The organism is Sinorhizobium sp. RAC02, assembly GCF_001713395.1.
GTDB lineage: Bacteria > Pseudomonadota > Alphaproteobacteria > Rhizobiales > Rhizobiaceae > Shinella.
Genome location: NZ_CP016450.1, coordinates 1,878,615 through 1,895,654, shown reverse-complemented (window position 1 = coordinate 1,895,654; position 17,040 = coordinate 1,878,615). Strand labels below are relative to the sequence as shown.

The window sequence follows — 17,040 nt, the reverse complement described above, 5'->3', positions numbered from 1 at the left end:
TGACGGAAAAGGGCCAAAAACTTCACCTCTTACAGGTGCTCAAGGTTGTGAGGTAACGGGTTGCGATTCTATCACGCGCAGGCTCAAGCATTTGAATGCGACCAGCCCGTGTTCGATATCAGTAACTGAATATTTTGCCTCTTCAAGTTGCCAAGCTGAAATGTCTTGGACATTCAGGCTCGATCTCACAGCGCTGTTAAAATCGCTGATCACAACCTCTGTTGCTTGCTGGCACTCCAAGCGAATGTGCTGGCCGTGAGCATCAAGACCCTCAAGAAAAATGTCGACATAAGAGGAACGAGGATCGTGCCTCTTCAAAGTCACCAGCGTGAGGGTCAAGTTAATTGGGTACAACATTCACAGTCCTCTCCGGGTAGAGAAGCCAGCAATTACATTGCTCAAACGCAGCATCAACGAGCTTAGCGGCTCTGTAAAAAGCGGCTTTATCCCGATATTCTCGTTCGGGTGAGCGACAAGCTGCCATCACGTATTTGTTGCCATCTCGCAGCTATTGAAACGCCGTCTCGAAGAAGCTCCTGAGCTTGCGCGAATGCAGCTTCTCCGTCGGCATGCCGGCGAGCTTTTCCAGCGCGCGGATGCCGATGCGCAGATGCTGGTTCACCTGCGTGCGGTAGAAGGCTGTGGCCATGCCCGGGAGCTTCAACTCGCCGTGCAGCGGCTTGTCGGACACACAGAGCAGGGTGCCGTAGGGCACGCGGAAGCGGAAGCCGTTGGCGGCGATGGTGGCGGATTCCATGTCGAGCGCGATGGCGCGGGACTGGGAGAGGCGCTTGACGGGCCCCCGCTGGTCGCGCAGTTCCCAGTTGCGGTTGTCGATGGTGGCGACGGTGCCGGTGCGCATGATGCGCTTGAGGTCGTAGCCTTCGAGGCCCGTCACTTCTTCAACGGCACTTTCCAGCGCCACCTGCACTTCGGCCAGTGCGGGGATCGGCACCCAGACGGGCAGGTCGTCGTCGAGCACGTGGTCCTCGCGCACATAGGCGTGAGCCAGCACATAGTCGCCGAGCGTCTGACTATTGCGCAGGCCGGCGCAATGGCCGAGCATCAGCCAGGCATGCGGACGCAGCACGGCGATATGGTCGGTGATCGTCTTGGCGTTGGAGGGGCCGACGCCGATGTTGACGAGCGTGATGCCGCCATGGCCCTTCTTCTTGATGTGATAGGCCGGCATTTGCGGCAGGCGGGCGAGCGTCAGGTCGGTTTCCGGCTTGTCGGCGCCGGCGGGCGTGGTGATGTTGCCGGGCTCGACGAAGGCGGTGTAGCCGTTGCCGCCCTCGGCCATCTGCTGGCGTGCCCAGGCGCAGAATTCGTCGACATAGAACTGGTAGTTCGTGAAGAGCACGAAATTCTGGAAATGATTGGCGCTGGTCGCCGTGTAGTGGCTGAGACGGGCGAGCGAATAGTCGATGCGCTGTGCGGTGAAGGGCCCGAGCGGCGAGGGCTCGCCGGGGCCGGGCTCGTAGGCGCCATTGGCGATTTCGTCGTCAGTGGTCGTGAGATCCGGCGCATCGAAAAGATCGCGCAGCGGCAGTTCGATGCCCTCGGCGATCTCTGCCTCGACATAGGCGCCCTCGCCAAAGGCGAAGTGCAGCGGGATCGGCGTCGTCGATTCCGACACGATGACGCGAATGCCGTGGTTGCGCATCAGGAGGCCGAGCTGTTCTTTGAGGTAGTGCCGGAAGAGTTTCGGCCGGGTGATGGTCGTCGTGTAGACGCCGGGCGAGGCGACATAGCCGTAGGACAGGCGGGAGTCGACATGGCCGAAGCTGGTCGTTTCGATCGAGACCTGCGGGTAGCAGGCGCGGAACCGCTTGTCGGGTGAACCGGCCTTGCCGAGCGCCACGAAAGCGTCGGTCAGGAAGGTCGTATTGCGCTCGTAAAGCTCTTGCAGGGCATCGACCGCGGCCACCGGATCATCGAAGGAGTGCGGCTCGTAGGGTGCCGGCGTGGCGAAGGAAAGTGGCTTGTGAGAGAAGATTCGTTTGCTCATGATTGATTATAGTGTGTTGTTTTTTACAAGCAAACGACAACGTATGCCGCGTCCACAAGGCCTATCGCGGGGCCGCGAGAATGATGCCGGCACCGACAAGCGCGAAGCTCGCACCGACCATATCGAACCGGTCCGGCCGCATGCCCTCTGCCAACCACAGCCAGAGTAGGGACGCCGCAATATAGACGCCGCCATAGGCGGCATAGGCGCGGCCGGCAAAGGCACTGTCGACCTGGGTGAGCAGCCAGCCGAACAAAGCGAGCGAGATCATGCCGGGAAGAAGCCAGAAGATGGGTTTATCGAGCCGCCACCAGGCCCAGAAGGCAAAACACCCGGCGATTTCGGCGAGTGCCGCGGCGGAAAAGACGAGAAGGGATTTCATCCGGTACTCCGGGCTGGCGACGAAGGCCTGCCCGGTCTAGCACGGATTTTTGCGAGGGAAAGACTGTACTAGCTCATCGACTGGCGCTGGAGGGTGATGAAGAGCATGAGGCCCGCCCCCTGCTTTTCGATGCCGAGACCACCTGCATTGCTCCAGGTGAGTGCGCCGACCGGCGCGATCATCATTGCCGAAAGGGCGAGGATGCGCAGCGCGACGACGGAGGTGTGGAGCAGGGCGATGGTCATTTCGGTTTTCCCGGTGTCGTCAGTTATCAGAGCGAAGCGCGGCACATGTCCGGGGTCGAGCAGGCTACCAGCTTGCCAGTGGTGTTGTGCGTGCTGCGGCGGTAGTCGGTCTCGACGGCTGCAGCGAGCATGATCGCGAAGATGGCCATCAGCAGGGTGATGATGGTGAGGCGGCGTGCGAGGATGTCCATGGTGTTGTCCCTCATTCAAATCGTTCAATATGACCCTTGTCGCATTGCGGGACTGAACGCTCCCTGAGAGGGCGGTTCATCTCCTGTTCAGGAATGGTGTGATTCGTTTTTTTGGCCCGAGCTTGAAACGAAAAAGCCGGCGCAAGGCGCCGGCTTGGGGTCTGACAAAGCGTTGTGACTTCGGGTGCGTTTGCGCTCAGAGCCGAGACCAGGTCTGCGACTTGCAGAGCACCGCGAGCACGCAGCCCTTCATCTTCAGGGATTTTCCGCTGACCGCGCCCGAGCCGCTATAGGTCTTGTCGGTCTCCGGATCGGTGATCGAACCGGAATAATCGGAGCCCGAGCCGCTCAGCTTGCCGATGCTTTTGCCGGCATGTTTGCCCGTCTTCAGCGTGATGCAGAAGCTGCCGCCGCATTTCGCGATCACGGCGGTAGCGCCACTTGCGGTCTTCCAGTTGCCTTCGATCGGCTCGGCGGCAAGGGCAACGCCCGGCACGACGAAAAGGGCGGCGGCGATCCATGTCCTCAGTTTCATTCTCTTCCTCCTCCAGAATGAGAAGCGCAGAATATCTTACGCAAACGTAAAGGTAAATATGCGCGCAGGCCGGTTTTCGAGACACTTTGCTGGGTCGGGGAAGGCGGGAAATTGCCAGGCGGAAAAACCGGACCGTTTTGCGTGGTTACCGAAGGGTTGAAATCGCCGGTTGAACAATTCGTAAATTTTGAAGCAAATCCGCTCGTTTCCAGCCGCTCCGATGTTTAACGAAAACCCAATTTTACCAAGCGTTTGGATTTTGTTTGCCTCCAGTTAAGCATGCATTTTAAGCGCATTTTGAAAGGCCCGCGGCATAGTGGAGCCATAAGACGAGCACGGAAAAACCGGCCGGCAAAACTCTCACGAAAGACCATGCCACAGAAGATGGCAGGCGCCGGGAGAGGCCCGAAAGGGCAGGTAAAACAGGACACTAACGCAGTAAACAAGTCAGACAGGGACGAACGAAATGGCACGCTTTGATTTTCAGAATACCGAAACAGCCGCCATGACGGGCGGCGAGAACCGCGCCGAAACCTTCTGCGACATGGGCCTCATGTATGCGACGGGCAGAGGTTGCGACATCGACGTGGTGCAGGCCCACAAATGGCTCAATATCGCCGCCATCAAGGGTTGTGATCGCGCCGCTGAACTGCGCGCCGACCTTGCGGCGACGATGACCAAGACCGACCTCGCTCTGGCGCTGCGCGCCGCCCGCGAGTGGATGACGGTTCACTGAGAAATGCCGGCTGGCGCCGGCGATCAGAAAAGCATCACGGACATCAGGGCGATAAACGGCGCAAGAACCGGATCCGCCCCGCTGACCTCAAGATGCTCGGTCGCTCAAGCCAGCTGCTTCAAGACCCGCGGCAAAGCTTCCTCGAGCAACGCCATATCGTTATCCGGCCCGACGCTGATGCGGATGCATCGGTTGAGGGGGGCGATACCCGGCATGCGGATGAAGACGCCATGTTCCATCAACCCGTCGACAATGGCCTTGGCGTGGGTGCCGTCCCGGCCGCAATCGATGGTGACGAAATTGGTGGCGGAGGCGAGCGGAGACAAGCCGTTGGCATGCGCGAGGCGGGAGATGCGCTCCCGCGATGCGGCAATGCGGGCGATGACGTCCGAAAGATAGGCCTGATCCTTCAGAGCGGCGAGGGCCGCCTGAACCGAAACCCGGGCCATGCCGAAATGATTTCGGATCTTGTCGAAGGCCTGCGCATTGCCGAGCGTGCCGATCGCATAGCCGATCCGCGCGCCGGCAAGGCCGTAGGCCTTCGAGAAGGTGCGCATGCGCAGAATGTTTGGCTGGCCGATCAGCGCATCGATCGACGGGATCGTGCCGGCCGGTGCCGTCTCCCCATAAGCTTCGTCAAGAATGAGCAGCGTCGTTTCCGGTAGCGCCCGCGCGAAGGACACGACGCTGTCGGCGTCCCACCAGCTTCCCATCGGATTGTCCGGGTTGGCGAAATAGACGAGGGGCGCATTTTCCTGGCGCACGGCGTCGAGCAGGCCGTCCAGATGTTCCCTGTCGCCGGCATAGGGCACGGTGACGAGCCGTCCGCCAAAACCATTCACATGATAGTTGAAGGTGGGGTACCCGCCGAGCGAGGTCACGACCGGCGTGCCGGGCTCGATGATCAAGCGCACGATCTCGCCCAGCAGCCCGTCGATGCCGCCGCCGATCGCGATGTTGTCGCGCGAAACGCCATGATGCAGGGCGAGGGCTTCGCGCAGTTCGTAATTCTCCGGATCGCTATACATCCAGGTCGTCCCGGCAGTCGCGCGCATCGCCTCCAGCACGGAGGGCGCGGGGCCGAAGCCGCTCTCGTTTGCGCCGATGCGGGCCTTTACGGCAAGGCCGCGGGTACGCTCGATGGCTTCCGGCCCGACGAAGGGGACGGTGGCAGGCAGGGTCTGGGCGAGGGCGGTGAAGCGGGAGAATGCGGACATGAAAACGCCTGAAGGTCGATGAAACGGTCTGGAAGCCGCCGGCCGAACGCCGCAAGGCACCCGCCGGAATCAGTCATCCGGGGGCACCCTAACCAATAAAGCGCAAAGGAGAAATGCTCAGGTGGTCGCGGAGCTGCGGCCGCCCTTTTCCACGCCGACCATGTAGCGCCGCTCTTCCTTCTTCGGCTTGGCGGCGACGCCACCGGTAAAGTACTCGGAGCGCACGATCGTGTGCAGCAGTTCCTCGTCGATTTCCTTGATGAACTGCACGCCGATGCGGTTGTCGTTGCGGTAAACTTCCGCACAGCCGATGCGCGAGGTTACCCCGACGATGGAAAGGTAGTAGTGGAACGGCAGGCCGATCGTCGTGGTGACAGTGAAGCTTGCCCCGCCGACCGAGATGTCGACCAGCTTGCAGGTGCGCATCTTGGGCGCTGCCAGGTCCAGGCCGACGCTCATCAGCATGCCCTGCCGGTTGACGGTGAAGCGCTCCCACTTGCGTTCGTAAAGTCCGGCGCTGGATCGCTTGTCTGCACCAATAGCCATTGCCCATTCTCCCGATGGGGACGTCATGTCCAGTAGAGATGACGGGAGTGTTGCAGGGGAGTATTTTGTTTCGTTGAAACAAATACTTAAAAATTTAATTGCCGTGCGTTTCGGTCTCGCGGCCGAGCACATGGTTGAGGAAATCCGTATCGAGGAACATGTTGAAGCGCACCACCAGCTCGTCGCCGTCGCGCTTGAACTCCGTGCAGGGGATCTCGTCGCGGATGCCGTGGATTTCCAGGTAGAAGCTTTCCGGCAGCGTTAGCGTCTTGTTGATGGAGAGCACCGCGCCGGCGCTCGAAATGCTGCGAATAAGGCAGGTGTAGCGCATCGCCGTGCTGAGATGATGGCCGATCGGCGTGATGAAGCCGGGCTTGTCGATGCGATACTGGACGAAGCTGCGCTTGGGGTGGCGCAGGTGAAGTTGCTCGTGGATGCCGTCGAGGGGCATGGTGCCCTCCCGCTTCTGTTGTCGGGTTTGAACTGTATCGAAACGGGATGGACAAAACATGAAAACGGCCGCTCGCATTTGAACGAGCGGCCGCCGAATGTGTCTAAGGACAAGCCTGGCTTACTGGAAAGCCTGAAGGCCGGTCTGCGCGCGGCCGAGGATCAGCGCATGGATGTCATGCGTTCCCTCGTAGGTGTTGACCGCTTCGAGGTTCATGACGTGGCGAATAACGCCGTACTCGTCGGAAACGCCGTTGCCGCCGTGCATGTCACGCGCCACACGGGCAATGTCGAGCGCCTTGCCGCAGTTGTTGCGCTTCATCAGCGAGATAAGCTCGGCCGGCGCGCGATGTTCGTCGAACAGGCGGCCGAGGCGCAGCGCGCCCTGCAGGCCGAGCGAAATCTCGGTCTCCATGTCGGCGAGCTTCTTCTGGATGAGCTGGGTGGCGGCAAGCGGCTTGCCGAACTGCTTGCGGTCGAGCGTGTACTGGCGCGCGGCGTGCCAGCAGAATTCGGCAGCCCCCATGGCGCCCCAGGCGATGCCGTAGCGGGCGCGGTTGAGGCAGCCGAACGGACCGGCAAGGCCGGCCACTTCCGGCAGCAGGTTTTCATCGGGAACGAAGACGTCCTGCATCATGATCATGCCGGTGACGGAGGCGCGCAGCGAGAACTTGCCCTCGATCTTCGGCGTCTCGAAGCCCTTCATGCCGCGTTCGAGCACAAAACCCTTGATCTTGTTGTCGTGCGCATCGGATTTTGCCCAGACGACCGCGACATCGGCGATCGGCGAATTGGTGATCCAGTTCTTGGCGCCCGAGATGAGATAGCCACCATCGACCTTCTTGGCGCGGGTGATCATGGAGGAGGGGTCCGAGCCATGGTCCGGCTCGGTCAGGCCGAAGCAGCCGACCCACTCACCGGAGGCGAGCTTGGGCAGGTACTTCTTGCGGGTCTCTTCCGTGCCGAAGGCGAAGATCGGGTGCATGACGAGCGAGGACTGCACGGACATCGCCGAGCGGTAACCCGAATCGACGCGCTCGACTTCACGGGCAACGAGGCCGTAGGAAACGTAGTTGGCGCCGACGCCACCATATTCTTCCGGCACGGTCGGGCCGAGCAGGCCGAGTTCGCCCATCTCGGTCATGATCTCGCGGTGGAAGATCTCGTGGCGGTTCGCTTCGGTGACGCGCGAGGCAAGCTTGTCCTGGCAATAGGCCCGCGCCGTATCGCGGATCATGCGCTCTTCTTCGGTCAGCTGGTCTTCCAACAGGAACGGATCGGCCCAGTCGAAAGGCGCCATCTTGGCGCGCGCCTGTTCCGGGGTGGCGCTGTGGTGCTCGCTCATGGATTCCCTCCTGTCGCGTTTTGTCGTTGCAGAAGTGCTACATCAGCCGCTCCGTCTTCGAAAGGGCTGGAACGAAAAGGGCAGACCGACGCTTTGGCTATTTATGAATGCCCTCATGAGCCTGGAGAATGAGCTTTTGGCCGATTTCCGCGTTTTTGCCTTGATCCTGCCGCTCCGTGTGAGCAAGTAACCTGACAATGAGCAATTCCCCCACAAGGAGGCCAAGCATGCGCGACCGTTTCAAGCGATCGGTCGAACGGCTTCTGCCGACCGATGCCCCCCTGGGTGACCTCTTCTGGCCGTTTTCCCGTGATCCCGAGCGCAAGGCGCCCGCCGTGCGGCGCCGGCCGGCGGGCTCGTCGCCTCTCCACGAAGTCGTCGGGTTCGGCAGCAATCCGGGCGGCCTGCGCATGTTCGAGCATGTCCCCGAAGGCCTGCGTGCCGGTCGCCCGCTGGTGCTGGTGCTGCATGGCTGCCAGCAGGATGCGGAAAGCTATGACCGCGCCGCGGGCTGGGCGTCGCTCGCGCAAGAGCGCGGCTTTGCCGTCGTCTATGCACAGCAGCGGGAGACCAACAATCCGCGGCTCTGTTTCACCTGGTTTCGCCCAAGCGAGGTGACGCGCGACCGCGGCGAACTGATGTCGATCCGCCAGATGGTGGCGCATACGGCCGAACGGGCGGCAAGCGATCCGCAACGCCTCTTCATCACCGGCCTTTCCGCCGGTGGGGCGATGACCGCTGCCATGCTCGCCAACTATCCGGATGTCTTCGCCGGTGGCGCCGTCATGGCAGGCCTGCCGTTCGGCGCCGCGCGCGACGCGAGCCGCGCCTTCGATGCCATGGCGGCAGCGCCCGAGCGAACCGCCGACGAGTGGAGCGATCTCGTCCGCACCGTCTCCCCGCGCATTGCCCGCAAACCCGCAATCTCGATCTGGCACGGCACGGCGGACGAAACCGTTTCGCTATCGAACGGCGTCGCCCTCGCCGAGCAATGGCGCGACCTCTACCGACTGCCAAAAGAAGCCTTCGTGGAAAAGCGCATGACGGGCCGGCGCACGCGCATCTGGCCGGACAAGGAGGGCAGGGCGCTCGTCATCCTGCACGAGATCGACGGCATGGGCCACGGCACGCCGGTTCTGCGCGGCGAAGGCGGCGGCTATGCCGCCTCCAACGAGCCGTTCATGCTGGAGGCGGGCTTTTCCTCGACGCTGGAAATCGCCAAGGAATGGGGACTGACACGGAAGTGGAAGCGGTAGCGGCCGATCAGGCCAGCAGCCATTCATGCTCCTTGGCGTTGTGGAATTTCCACACCCGCTTTGGTCCCGCCATGACGTTGAGATAATAGAGATCATAACCATGGATGGTGGCGCAGGGGTGATAACCCTTCGGCACCAGCGTCACGTCGCGGTCCTCCACCGCCATGGCCTCGTCGAGCGAGCGGTCGTCCGTATAGACGCGCTGGAAGGCAAAACCCTGCGGCGGGTTGAGGCGGTGGTAGTAGGTTTCTTCGAGAAAGCTCTCGTTCGGCAGGTCGTCCTGGTCGTGTTTGTGCGACGGGTAGGACGAAGTGTTGCCGCTCGGCGTGATGACCTCGACGACGAGAAGCGAATGGGCCGATTCGTCGTTTTCCGGCATGATATTGTAGACGTGGCGGACGTTCGAACCCTTGCCGCGGCTGAGCTTGGGGTGCGTGCCGGGTGGAATTTCCTTGGCCTGGTAGCTGCCGCCGCCCGGTGCCGAGCAGACGGCGAGTTCCAGATCCGTCTCCGCCGTCACCGACCAGTTGGAATCGGCGGGTATATAAAGCGCGTGCGGCGCGCCCTCGAACGGGCTCATGCGTTCCCCCAGCACGCCGAAATCCTGGCCCGCGCCCGTTGCCTTGCCCTTGCCGGAAATCCAGACGAGGCAGACCTCGCGGGTCCCGGTTTCCGCGGCGAGAATTTCGCCGGGCTTCATGCGGTGCACGTCGAACCCTACATAGGTCCAGCCGGCGCTTTCCGGCGTGACGTGGCTGACGCGACCGTGCGCGCCGTCCGGCTTTACGAGAAGTTTCGGCATGGGCTTGGTCCTTTCATTCGGCATGCGGTTGAGGCTTATCCTTTCGGAAAACCTTCCGTCTCCACGGTATAACCCGCGGCGGTCATGACGCGCATCAGTTCCGCATAGCCGACTTCGGCCATCTTCTGCGGGGGCGCTTCACGCGGGTCCTGTTCGGCCTCGACGACGAACCAGCCTTCATAACCATAATCCGCGAAGCGCTTCACGATGGCGCCGAAATCGAGCGAGCCATCGCCCGGCACAGTGAAGGCGCCAAGCGCCACCGCGTCGAGGAACGACTGCCTGCTGCGATCGAGCCCATCGACCACCGACTGGCGGATGTCCTTGACATGGACGTGGTTGATGCGGGCGTGATGGTTGTCGATGGCGCGCAGGACATCGCCGCCGGCAAAGGCGAGGTGCCCGGCATCGAGCAAGAGCGGAATGCCTTCGCCGGAATTGCGCATGAAGGCGTCGAGTTCCGGCTCGGTCTCGACGACGGCGGCCATGTGGTGGTGATAGGACAGCGGCATGCCCTGTTCGGCGCACCATTCGCCGAACTGCGTGAGCTTGCGGCCATAGGCCTTCATCTCATCGTCAGACAGGCGCGGTTTGGTGGCGAGCGGCTTGGAGCGGTCGCCCTGGATGGAGCGGCCGACTTCGCCATAGACGATGCAGGGCGCGTTGACCGCCTTGAACAGCTCGATCATCGGCGCGATGCGGTCCTTGTTGGCGGCGAGTTCCTCGTCGACCAGCGTGCCGGAAAACCAGCCGCCGCACAGCGTCACGTCGGCGGCGCGCAGGATGGGCAGCATCACCGCGGGATCTTCCGGGAAGCGACGGCCCTTTTCCATGCCGGTAAAACCGGCGCCGCGCGACTGGCGCAGGCATTCATCGAGGGATACGTCGTCGCTGAGTTCCGGAAGATCGTCGTTCCACCAGGCGATGGGCGACATGCCGAGTTTGGCTTTCATTATCGTCTCCTTGGCGGGAGGCAACGGCCTCCCTTGCATTGTCATTGTCTCTTCCCTCTCTTCCGTCATCCTCGGGCTTGACCCGAGGATCCACGCATCCGCACCGCCCTGCCTGTGGCATGGATCCTCGGGTCAAGCCCGAGGATGACGGAGGGGAGTAGAAGGGCGTTATCTATCCTAACCGATCCGCTGGGCCTCAAGCGCCTTCACATAGGCTTCGCGCGCCTTGTTGACCTCGTCACGCGGGCTCACTTCCGGCACCGCCACATCCCACCAATGGCCTCCCTCCTTGGTGGTGATCAGCGGGTCGGTGTCGATGACGATCACCGACGTGCGGTCATTGCCCTTGCTGTTCTGAATGGCCGTTTCGAGATCGGCAATCGAAGAGACCTTCACGGCGACCGCGCCCATGCTTTCGGCATGCGCCCGGAAGTCGATATCCGGCATCATCTCGATCATCGAGTCCTTGAGCAGGTTGTTGAAGTTCGCGCCGCCGGTGCCCATCTGCAGGCGGTTGATGCAACCGTAGCCACGGTTATCCAGCACGACGATCGTCAGCTTCTGGCCAAGCATGATCGAAGTCGAGAGCTCGGAGTTCATCATCATGTAGGAGCCGTCACCGACCATGACGACGACATCCGCCTCCGGCCGTGCCAGCTTCACGCCAAGGCCGCCGGCAATCTCGTAGCCCATGCAGGAAAAGCCGTACTCCATGTGGTAGCCGCCCGGCTTGTGGGCCTGCCATAGCTTGTGCAGTTCACCCGGCAGACCGCCGGCGGCGCAGACCATCACCGAATTCTCACCGCCGATCGTGCGCTGCACGGCGCCGATGACCTGCGCATCGGAGGGCAGGTCCGCATTGGTCGGAGCGGTTGCACGGTTGGCGGCAGCCATCCAGGCTTCCTTGCGGGGCTTTGCAGATTCCGTAAACGAAGCGGGCGCCTTCCAGCCGCCGAGCGCTTCGGACAGCAGCGTCAAGCCCTCGCGCGCATCGGCGACGAGCGGCTGGCTGTCGCGCTTCGCGGCGTCGAAGGCCACGGTGTTGAGGCCGATCATCTTGACGCCATCGTTCTTGAACAGCGCCCAGGAGCCGGTGGTGAAATCCTGCATGCGGGTGCCGACGGCGAGGATGACGTCCGCTTCCTCCGCAAAGGCATTGGCCGCCGAGGTGCCGGTGACACCGACCGAGCCCATGCAGAGCGGGTGATCATCCGGCAGCGCCGACTTGCCGGCCTGGGTGACGGCGACCGGAATGCCATGCATGCCGGCAAAGGCCTTGAGTTCCGCCGTCGCCTGCGAATAGAGCACGCCGCCGCCGGCGATGATCAGCGGCTTTTCCGCCTTGCGCAATGTCGCGATGGCCGCCGCAAGCTCGTCCGTGTCCGGCCGCGGACGGCGATGCGTCCAGACCTTCTCCTCGAACAGGCTTGCCGGGTAGTCGTAGGCTTCGGCCTGCACGTCCTGGCAAAGCGACAGCGTCACCGGGCCGCAATCGACCGGATCGGTCAGTATCTGCATGGTGCGCTTCAGGGCGGGGATGATCTGTTCTGGCCGGGTGATGCGATCGAAATAGCGCGACACGCAGCGGAAGGCGTCGTTCACCGAGACGGTGCCATCGCCAAAGTTCTCGATCTGCTGGAGGACCGGATCGGGAATGCGGTTGGCAAAGACGTCGCCGGGCAGGAAGAGGACGGGCAGGCGGTTGACATGCGCGACGCCGGCAGCGGTGATCATGTTCAGCGCGCCGGGGCCGATCGAGGTCGTGCAAGCCATGAAGCGCTGGCGAAAGCTCGCCTTGGCGAAGGCGACGGCGGCATGCGCCATGCCCTGTTCGTTATGCGCGCGCAGCGTCGGCAGGTCATTGCGCACCTGGTAAAGCGCTTCCCCCATGCCCGCGACGTTGCCGTGGCCGAAAATACCCCAGACGCCGGCGAAGATCGGCTGTTTCTTGCCGTCGACGACCGTCATCTGTGCCTTCAGGAAATGCGTGACGGCCTGCGCCATCGTCAGCCGGATCGTCTTGCCCATGGTATTCCTCCCAAATTCTCTTCATTTGTCGCGATCCCGGGCGGAAAACCGCCCACTCGTTTCCTGGGATTGCTTTAAAGACCGCGCGTGTGCAGCCAGGCGTCGGTCATTTCGCGGAAGCGGCCGGCCATGTCCGATATCGCTGCCTCGTCGTCCATCTTGCCGGCCATCCAGGCGCGGGCGGCATCGACAAAGATCGTGCGGCCGACGGCAAAGCCTTTGACGGCCGGTGCGACCTTGGTTGCCTCGAATGCCTTGACCAGTTCCTCCGTCGGCGCCTCCAGGCCGAGCAGCACGATACCACGGCAATAGGCGTCATTTTTGGCGATCACCGCCTCGATGTTTTCCCATGCCCCGCTCGATGCCTGCGGCTCCAGCTTCCACCAGTCCGGCTTGATACCGAGATCGTAGAGTTCCTGAAGTGCCGTCGAGACCGTATCATCCTTGAGCGGCCCGTTCTTGCCGGCAATGATCTCGACCAGCAGTTCACGGCCAACCCGGCGTGCCGCCTCAAACAGGGTGCGCAGCTTTTCCTGCTGCTCCTTCTTGAGCGCTGCCGGATCGTCCGGATGATAGAAGCACAGGCACTTGATGCAATGGTCGAGCGGCCATTCCACCAGCTGCGAGCCGATGTCCTGGCTGAACTCGAAGCGCAGTGGCTTGGAGCCCGGTAGTTCGACCGGGCGGCCGAGCCAGGAGAAATTCTGGTCGGCAGCATCGAAGAAGGCGTCGCGGCCGAAACGCTCGTCGATCAGCATGCCGTAGCCCGGCCGGCCATCGGCGACACGGGCGGCGGCCTTCACGGTCAGGCGCTTGAACTCGGAAATCTTTTCCTGCGGCACCTTGAGTTCGTCGGCAACGTCGACGAGCTGCATGCGGTGGTCGCAGGCGAGTGCCATCAGAAGCGGAATGTCGGCCTGCTTGCGGTTGGTCGCCCAATGGATGTGGTTGATCGCCTCGTCCTTGCGCAGCGCGCGGTGCTTGCTGCCGTTCTTCAGGAAGAACTCCAGCTCGTCCCAGCTCGGATATTCCGGCGAGCAGAGCAGGCGGGAGACGGCGAAGGCGCCGCAGGCATTGGCCCAGGTGGCCGAGGTCGCATGATCCTCGCCCCGCAGCCAGCCTCGCAGGAGGCCCGACATGAAGGCATCGCCGGCACCCAGCACATTATAGACCTCGATCGGGAAGCCCTGGCCGATAATGCCGTCTTCCAGATTGTCGGAGATCGGGCCGTCATAGACGATGCAGCCCATGGCGCCGCGCTTCAGCACGATAGTGGCGGAGGAGAGGGCGCGGATGGCCTTCAGCGAGGAAAGCACGTCATCGGCGCCGGACGCGATCATGATCTCCTCTTCGGTGCCGACGATGAGATCGCAATCCGGCAGGACGGATTTCATGATGGCGGAGACGCGGTCGGATTTCACATAACGCTCGAAACCCTCGGCATGGCCGGCGAGGCCCCAGAGGTTCGGGCGGTAGTCGATGTCGAAGATGACCTTGCCGCCGTTTTCCTTGGCGATGCGGATGGCCTTGCGCTGCGCGGCCTCGGTGTTGGGTCGCGAAAAATGCGTGCCGGAAACGAGCACGGCGCGGGAGGAGCGCACGAAGGCCTCGTCCACGTCGCCCTCGTCGAGCGCCATGTCGGCACAGTCGGTGCGCACGAAGATCATCGGCGAGACGCCTTCGGATTCAATGGCGAGCAGCACAAGCGCCGTCAGTCGATCCTTGTCGGTCTTGATGCCCTCGACATTGACACCTTCGCGGGCGGATTGTTCGCGGATGAAACGGCCCATCTGCTCGTCGCCGACGCGGGTGATGAGCGCCGACTTCAGGCCGAGGCGGGCGGTGCCGATCGCGATGTTGGCCGGGCAGCCACCGACGGATTTGGCGAAGGAAGCGGTGTCTTCGAGCCGCGTGCCGAGCTGCTGGCCGTAGAGGTCGACGGACGAGCGGCCGATCGTGATGACGTCGAGCGTCCTGTCTTGTTCCGTGTGCGGCATGTCTTCCTCCCGGTCTTGCGGCGCCGCCATCTCACTGCGGCGGTACGTCGAGAAAATGAAACATGAATTCCATTATTCTGTCAATTCGGAATATTCATTCCGTTTCTATTCCGCAGCATTTCATTTGGTTGAGCGCCGCAGGCTGCGGCGCTTTTCGGCAATCGCAACGGGCAGCGCCATCGCAAGCGCCATGGACGCGGAGAGCGAGCGGAATCCGGCATAATCGGCTTCGGAGACTTCGAACCAGTATGTCGCGGAGGCGGCGAGTGGCGAGAAAACCGAGTCGGTGATGGCGACGATCGGCACGCCGCGCGCCGCCAATTCCTGCGCCTGAGTCAGGCTTTCGGCGGCGTAGGGCGCAAAGCTCGCCGCGATGACTGCATCCTTGTTTGTCGCAAACTGCGTCATTTCGGGATCGATGCCGTTCGGCGAGGCGATGATCTGGTGGCGGATGGCGAGCTTGCCGAAGGCGTAGGCGATATGGGCGGTCAGCGGATAGGAGCGGCGCTTGGCCACGAGATAGATGGTTTCCGCGCGGGCGAGCAGATCGACGGATTTCGAAAAGGTCTCGCCGTCGATGGTGCTGGCGAGCCGCGCAACGGACTGGCTTGCCGCCGTCAGGAAGCCGGAGAGAAGTTCCGTATCAGTGTTGACGGCCGGTCCCGCTTCCAGGGTGAGAAGGCGCTCTTCGTAAGACAATGTGCGGTCGCGCAGCCGGGCGCGAAAAACATTTTGGAGGTCTGAAAAGCCTTCATAGCCAAGGTGATGGGCCAGCCGCACGAGGGTGGAGGGCTGCACATCCGCCGCCATTGCGATGCTTGCCGCGGTGCCGAAGGCCATCTCGTCCGGGTTGGAGAGCGCGTAGGCCGCCACCTGCGCCAGTCGCTTCGGCATGGTCGCCTTGCGCTCGATGATCACGCTGCGCAGGCTGTCGAAATCGCGCGGTACACGTGCCAGGGCCGCTTCGGTGTCGTTCATGGATCCAGTCCTCCTCGTGCGGCCATTCTGCTACGAATGAAATAAATATTCCATATTGCCAGAAAAGATAGTTTTCGTTCCAAATCTTTCCCGCTATGCATGATGTGAAGCGCTCTTGTGGCGAGATATAGCAAGTCCAGCAAAACTGCGTAGCGGTTTTGCGTCTGGAACTGCGCGGAGACACAGCGGAGGAAATGTCATGAAGGCCTTGGGAATCGGATTGATCGGCACGGGCTATATGGGCAAGTGCCATGCGCTCGCCTGGAACAATGTCAGCACGGTCTTCGGCGATGTCGACCGCCCGCGCCTCGTGCATCTCGCAGAAGCCAATGCGGATCTCGCGGCAAGCCGCGCCCGCGAGTTCGGTTTTGCCAAGTCCACGGCCAATTGGCGGGACCTGCTCTCCGATCCTGACGTCGATGTCATTTCCGTCACCACGCCGAACCAGTTCCATGCCGACATGGCCATCGCCGCGCTTGAAGCCGGCAAGCATGTCTGGTGCGAAAAGCCGATGGCGCCGGCCTTTGCCGATGCCGAGCGCATGCTCGCCGCGCAGCGGTCCTCCGGCAAGATCGCGGTCATGGGCTATAACTACATCCAGAACCCCGTGATGCGGCACATCCGCTCGCTGCTGGATGAAGGCGCCATCGGCACGGTCAATCACGTCCGCATCGAGATGGACGAGGATTTCATGGCCGATCCGGAGGCGCTGTTTTACTGGAAGAGCGAAGCGACCTCCGGTTACGGCGCACTCGACGATTTCGCCGTGCATCCGCTGTCGCTGCTGTGGAGCCTGTTCGGCCATGTCGAGGCGGTCATCGCGTCGCTTGCCAAACCCTATGCCGACCGCCCGCTGAAGGACGGCAGCCGCCGCGATGTCGAAAACCACGATATCGCCAGCGTCCTGATGCGCCTTCCCGGCGGTATTTCCGGCGTGCTGATGGCCAACCGTTCGGCCTGGGGCCGCAAGGGCCGCATCGCGCTGCAGATTTATGGTTCGAAGGGCTCGATCCTCTACGATCAGGAGCGCATGAACGAATTCCAGCTCTATACGACGGACGGCCGCGCCACCGAGCAGGGCTTTTCCACAATCCTGACGGCGCCGCACCACAAGCCCTATGATCGTTTCATCCCGGCGCCCGGCCACGGCCTCGGCTTCAACGATCTCAAGGTCATAGAATGCCGTGAGCTTATCGCCGCCATTGCCGGCATGGCTTCGCATTCCATCGACTTCAACCATGGCCTGCGCATCGAGCAGTCCGTGCACGCCATGGCCGAATCTTTCCGGCAGGGTCGCTGGGTGGAAATCGCCGCCGAATGAGTTTCCAGCGACCGGGCCAAAAAAATCCGGTCGCTTCCTCATTGAAA

The 17,040-nt window shown here is 62.2% G+C and carries 19 protein-coding genes; 4 read left to right on the top strand and 15 right to left on the bottom strand.

What is annotated here, in order from left to right; translation table 11 throughout:
* Positions 1-39: 39 nt before the first annotated feature.
* The 6 genes from BSY16_RS09100 to BSY16_RS09085 all read right to left on the bottom strand — a co-directional run bounded on the left by BSY16_RS09100 (position 40) and on the right by BSY16_RS09085 (position 3,364).
* The gene (locus BSY16_RS09100) at positions 40-357 is read right to left on the bottom strand and encodes a PIM8 family immunity protein (protein WP_069059363.1); all 318 of its coding nucleotides are present in this window, start codon (positions 355-357) and stop codon (positions 40-42) included.
* Between the two features lie 151 nt (positions 358-508).
* The gene (locus BSY16_RS09095; protein WP_069059362.1) at positions 509-2,011 is read right to left on the bottom strand and encodes an AMP nucleosidase; all 1,503 of its coding nucleotides are present in this window, start codon (positions 2,009-2,011) and stop codon (positions 509-511) included.
* A gap of 61 nt (positions 2,012-2,072) precedes the next feature.
* Entirely contained in the window at positions 2,073-2,393 is a 321-nt protein-coding gene (locus BSY16_RS09090; RefSeq protein WP_069059361.1) for a YnfA family protein, read from the bottom strand.
* Between the two features lie 68 nt (positions 2,394-2,461).
* Positions 2,462-2,638: a hypothetical protein gene (locus BSY16_RS32340; protein WP_171902398.1), complete on the bottom strand. Its 177-nt coding sequence runs from the start codon at positions 2,636-2,638 to the stop codon at positions 2,462-2,464.
* A gap of 26 nt (positions 2,639-2,664) precedes the next feature.
* The gene (locus BSY16_RS32335; protein WP_171902357.1) at positions 2,665-2,829 is read right to left on the bottom strand and encodes a hypothetical protein; all 165 of its coding nucleotides are present in this window, start codon (positions 2,827-2,829) and stop codon (positions 2,665-2,667) included.
* A 196-nt stretch (positions 2,830-3,025) separates the two neighbouring features.
* Complete coding sequence (locus tag BSY16_RS09085; RefSeq protein ID WP_069059360.1) at positions 3,026-3,364, bottom strand: DUF2147 domain-containing protein; 339 nt, start codon at positions 3,362-3,364, stop codon at positions 3,026-3,028.
* Between the two features lie 466 nt (positions 3,365-3,830).
* Here BSY16_RS09085 and BSY16_RS09080 point away from each other — a divergent pair, with 466 nt between their 5' ends.
* Positions 3,831-4,100: an SEL1-like repeat protein gene (locus BSY16_RS09080; protein WP_069059359.1), complete on the top strand. Its 270-nt coding sequence runs from the start codon at positions 3,831-3,833 to the stop codon at positions 4,098-4,100.
* Positions 4,101-4,204: 104 nt separating this feature from the next.
* Here the strand turns inward: BSY16_RS09080 and BSY16_RS09075 are convergent, their stop codons facing one another.
* From BSY16_RS09075 to BSY16_RS09060, 4 genes are all read right to left on the bottom strand, one after another.
* Positions 4,205-5,317, bottom strand: coding sequence for a pyridoxal phosphate-dependent aminotransferase (locus tag BSY16_RS09075; protein ID WP_069059358.1), 1,113 nt, complete (start codon positions 5,315-5,317; stop codon positions 4,205-4,207).
* Positions 5,318-5,434: 117 nt separating this feature from the next.
* Positions 5,435-5,863, bottom strand: coding sequence for a PilZ domain-containing protein (locus BSY16_RS09070; RefSeq protein WP_069059357.1), 429 nt, complete (start codon positions 5,861-5,863; stop codon positions 5,435-5,437).
* Positions 5,864-5,957: 94 nt separating this feature from the next.
* Positions 5,958-6,314, bottom strand: a complete 357-nt coding sequence (locus BSY16_RS09065; protein ID WP_069059356.1) for a hypothetical protein — start codon at positions 6,312-6,314, stop codon at positions 5,958-5,960.
* 120 nt (positions 6,315-6,434) lie between these two features.
* Positions 6,435-7,658 (bottom strand): acyl-CoA dehydrogenase, encoded by a 1,224-nt coding sequence (locus BSY16_RS09060; RefSeq protein ID WP_069059355.1) that lies wholly within the window; start codon positions 7,656-7,658, stop codon positions 6,435-6,437.
* On the opposite strand from BSY16_RS09060, the gene BSY16_RS31910 reads away from it, so the two are divergent.
* Positions 7,657-7,848 (top strand): hypothetical protein, encoded by a 192-nt coding sequence (locus BSY16_RS31910; protein WP_150129910.1) that lies wholly within the window; start codon positions 7,657-7,659, stop codon positions 7,846-7,848. The two genes, BSY16_RS09060 and BSY16_RS31910, sit on opposite strands and share 2 nt — an antisense overlap.
* A gap of 37 nt (positions 7,849-7,885) precedes the next feature.
* On the top strand, positions 7,886-8,914 hold the full coding sequence (locus tag BSY16_RS09055; RefSeq protein WP_069059354.1) for an extracellular catalytic domain type 1 short-chain-length polyhydroxyalkanoate depolymerase: 1,029 nt from the start codon (positions 7,886-7,888) through the stop codon (positions 8,912-8,914).
* Positions 8,915-8,921: 7 nt separating this feature from the next.
* On the opposite strand, the gene iolB is transcribed toward BSY16_RS09055, so the two are convergent.
* The 5 genes from iolB to BSY16_RS09030 form a co-directional block, all read right to left on the bottom strand.
* Positions 8,922-9,716, bottom strand: a complete 795-nt coding sequence (iolB, locus tag BSY16_RS09050) for a 5-deoxy-glucuronate isomerase (RefSeq protein ID WP_069061456.1) — start codon at positions 9,714-9,716, stop codon at positions 8,922-8,924.
* A 35-nt stretch (positions 9,717-9,751) separates the two neighbouring features.
* Positions 9,752-10,669 (bottom strand): myo-inosose-2 dehydratase, encoded by a 918-nt coding sequence (gene iolE, locus BSY16_RS09045; protein ID WP_069059353.1) that lies wholly within the window; start codon positions 10,667-10,669, stop codon positions 9,752-9,754.
* Positions 10,670-10,846: 177 nt separating this feature from the next.
* The gene (gene iolD, locus BSY16_RS09040; protein WP_069059352.1) at positions 10,847-12,697 is read right to left on the bottom strand and encodes a 3D-(3,5/4)-trihydroxycyclohexane-1,2-dione acylhydrolase (decyclizing); all 1,851 of its coding nucleotides are present in this window, start codon (positions 12,695-12,697) and stop codon (positions 10,847-10,849) included.
* Between the two features lie 74 nt (positions 12,698-12,771).
* On the bottom strand, positions 12,772-14,694 hold the full coding sequence (locus tag BSY16_RS09035) for a bifunctional 5-dehydro-2-deoxygluconokinase/5-dehydro-2-deoxyphosphogluconate aldolase (RefSeq protein ID WP_150129909.1): 1,923 nt from the start codon (positions 14,692-14,694) through the stop codon (positions 12,772-12,774).
* Positions 14,695-14,814: 120 nt separating this feature from the next.
* Positions 14,815-15,672, bottom strand: a complete 858-nt coding sequence (locus BSY16_RS09030; protein ID WP_069059350.1) for a MurR/RpiR family transcriptional regulator — start codon at positions 15,670-15,672, stop codon at positions 14,815-14,817.
* A 199-nt stretch (positions 15,673-15,871) separates the two neighbouring features.
* Between BSY16_RS09030 and BSY16_RS09025 the strand changes: the two genes are divergently transcribed.
* Entirely contained in the window at positions 15,872-16,993 is a 1,122-nt protein-coding gene (locus tag BSY16_RS09025; protein ID WP_069059349.1) for a Gfo/Idh/MocA family protein, read from the top strand.
* The last annotated feature ends 47 nt before the right edge of the window (positions 16,994-17,040 follow it).

Coding starts and splice junctions, on each gene's coding strand:
- BSY16_RS09080 (WP_069059359.1), top strand. CDS start 3,831: ATGGCACGCTTTGATTTTCAGAATACCGAAACAGCCGCCATGACGGGC.
- BSY16_RS09030 (WP_069059350.1), bottom strand. CDS start 15,672: ATGAACGACACCGAAGCGGCCCTGGCACGTGTACCGCGCGATTTCGAC.
- BSY16_RS09075 (WP_069059358.1), bottom strand. CDS start 5,317: ATGTCCGCATTCTCCCGCTTCACCGCCCTCGCCCAGACCCTGCCTGCC.
- iolE (WP_069059353.1), bottom strand. CDS start 10,669: ATGAAAGCCAAACTCGGCATGTCGCCCATCGCCTGGTGGAACGACGAT.
- BSY16_RS09025 (WP_069059349.1), top strand. CDS start 15,872: ATGAAGGCCTTGGGAATCGGATTGATCGGCACGGGCTATATGGGCAAG.
- BSY16_RS09100 (WP_069059363.1), bottom strand. CDS start 357: ATGTTGTACCCAATTAACTTGACCCTCACGCTGGTGACTTTGAAGAGG.
- iolD (WP_069059352.1), bottom strand. CDS start 12,697: ATGGGCAAGACGATCCGGCTGACGATGGCGCAGGCCGTCACGCATTTC.
- BSY16_RS09095 (WP_069059362.1), bottom strand. CDS start 2,011: ATGAGCAAACGAATCTTCTCTCACAAGCCACTTTCCTTCGCCACGCCG.
- BSY16_RS32335 (WP_171902357.1), bottom strand. CDS start 2,829: ATGGACATCCTCGCACGCCGCCTCACCATCATCACCCTGCTGATGGCC.
- BSY16_RS09055 (WP_069059354.1), top strand. CDS start 7,886: ATGCGCGACCGTTTCAAGCGATCGGTCGAACGGCTTCTGCCGACCGAT.
- BSY16_RS09090 (WP_069059361.1), bottom strand. CDS start 2,393: ATGAAATCCCTTCTCGTCTTTTCCGCCGCGGCACTCGCCGAAATCGCC.
- BSY16_RS09035 (WP_150129909.1), bottom strand. CDS start 14,694: ATGCCGCACACGGAACAAGACAGGACGCTCGACGTCATCACGATCGGC.
- BSY16_RS09085 (WP_069059360.1), bottom strand. CDS start 3,364: ATGAAACTGAGGACATGGATCGCCGCCGCCCTTTTCGTCGTGCCGGGC.
- BSY16_RS32340 (WP_171902398.1), bottom strand. CDS start 2,638: ATGACCATCGCCCTGCTCCACACCTCCGTCGTCGCGCTGCGCATCCTC.
- BSY16_RS09065 (WP_069059356.1), bottom strand. CDS start 6,314: ATGCCCCTCGACGGCATCCACGAGCAACTTCACCTGCGCCACCCCAAG.
- BSY16_RS09060 (WP_069059355.1), bottom strand. CDS start 7,658: ATGAGCGAGCACCACAGCGCCACCCCGGAACAGGCGCGCGCCAAGATG.
- BSY16_RS31910 (WP_150129910.1), top strand. CDS start 7,657: ATGGATTCCCTCCTGTCGCGTTTTGTCGTTGCAGAAGTGCTACATCAG.
- iolB (WP_069061456.1), bottom strand. CDS start 9,716: ATGCCGAAACTTCTCGTAAAGCCGGACGGCGCGCACGGTCGCGTCAGC.
- BSY16_RS09070 (WP_069059357.1), bottom strand. CDS start 5,863: ATGGCTATTGGTGCAGACAAGCGATCCAGCGCCGGACTTTACGAACGC.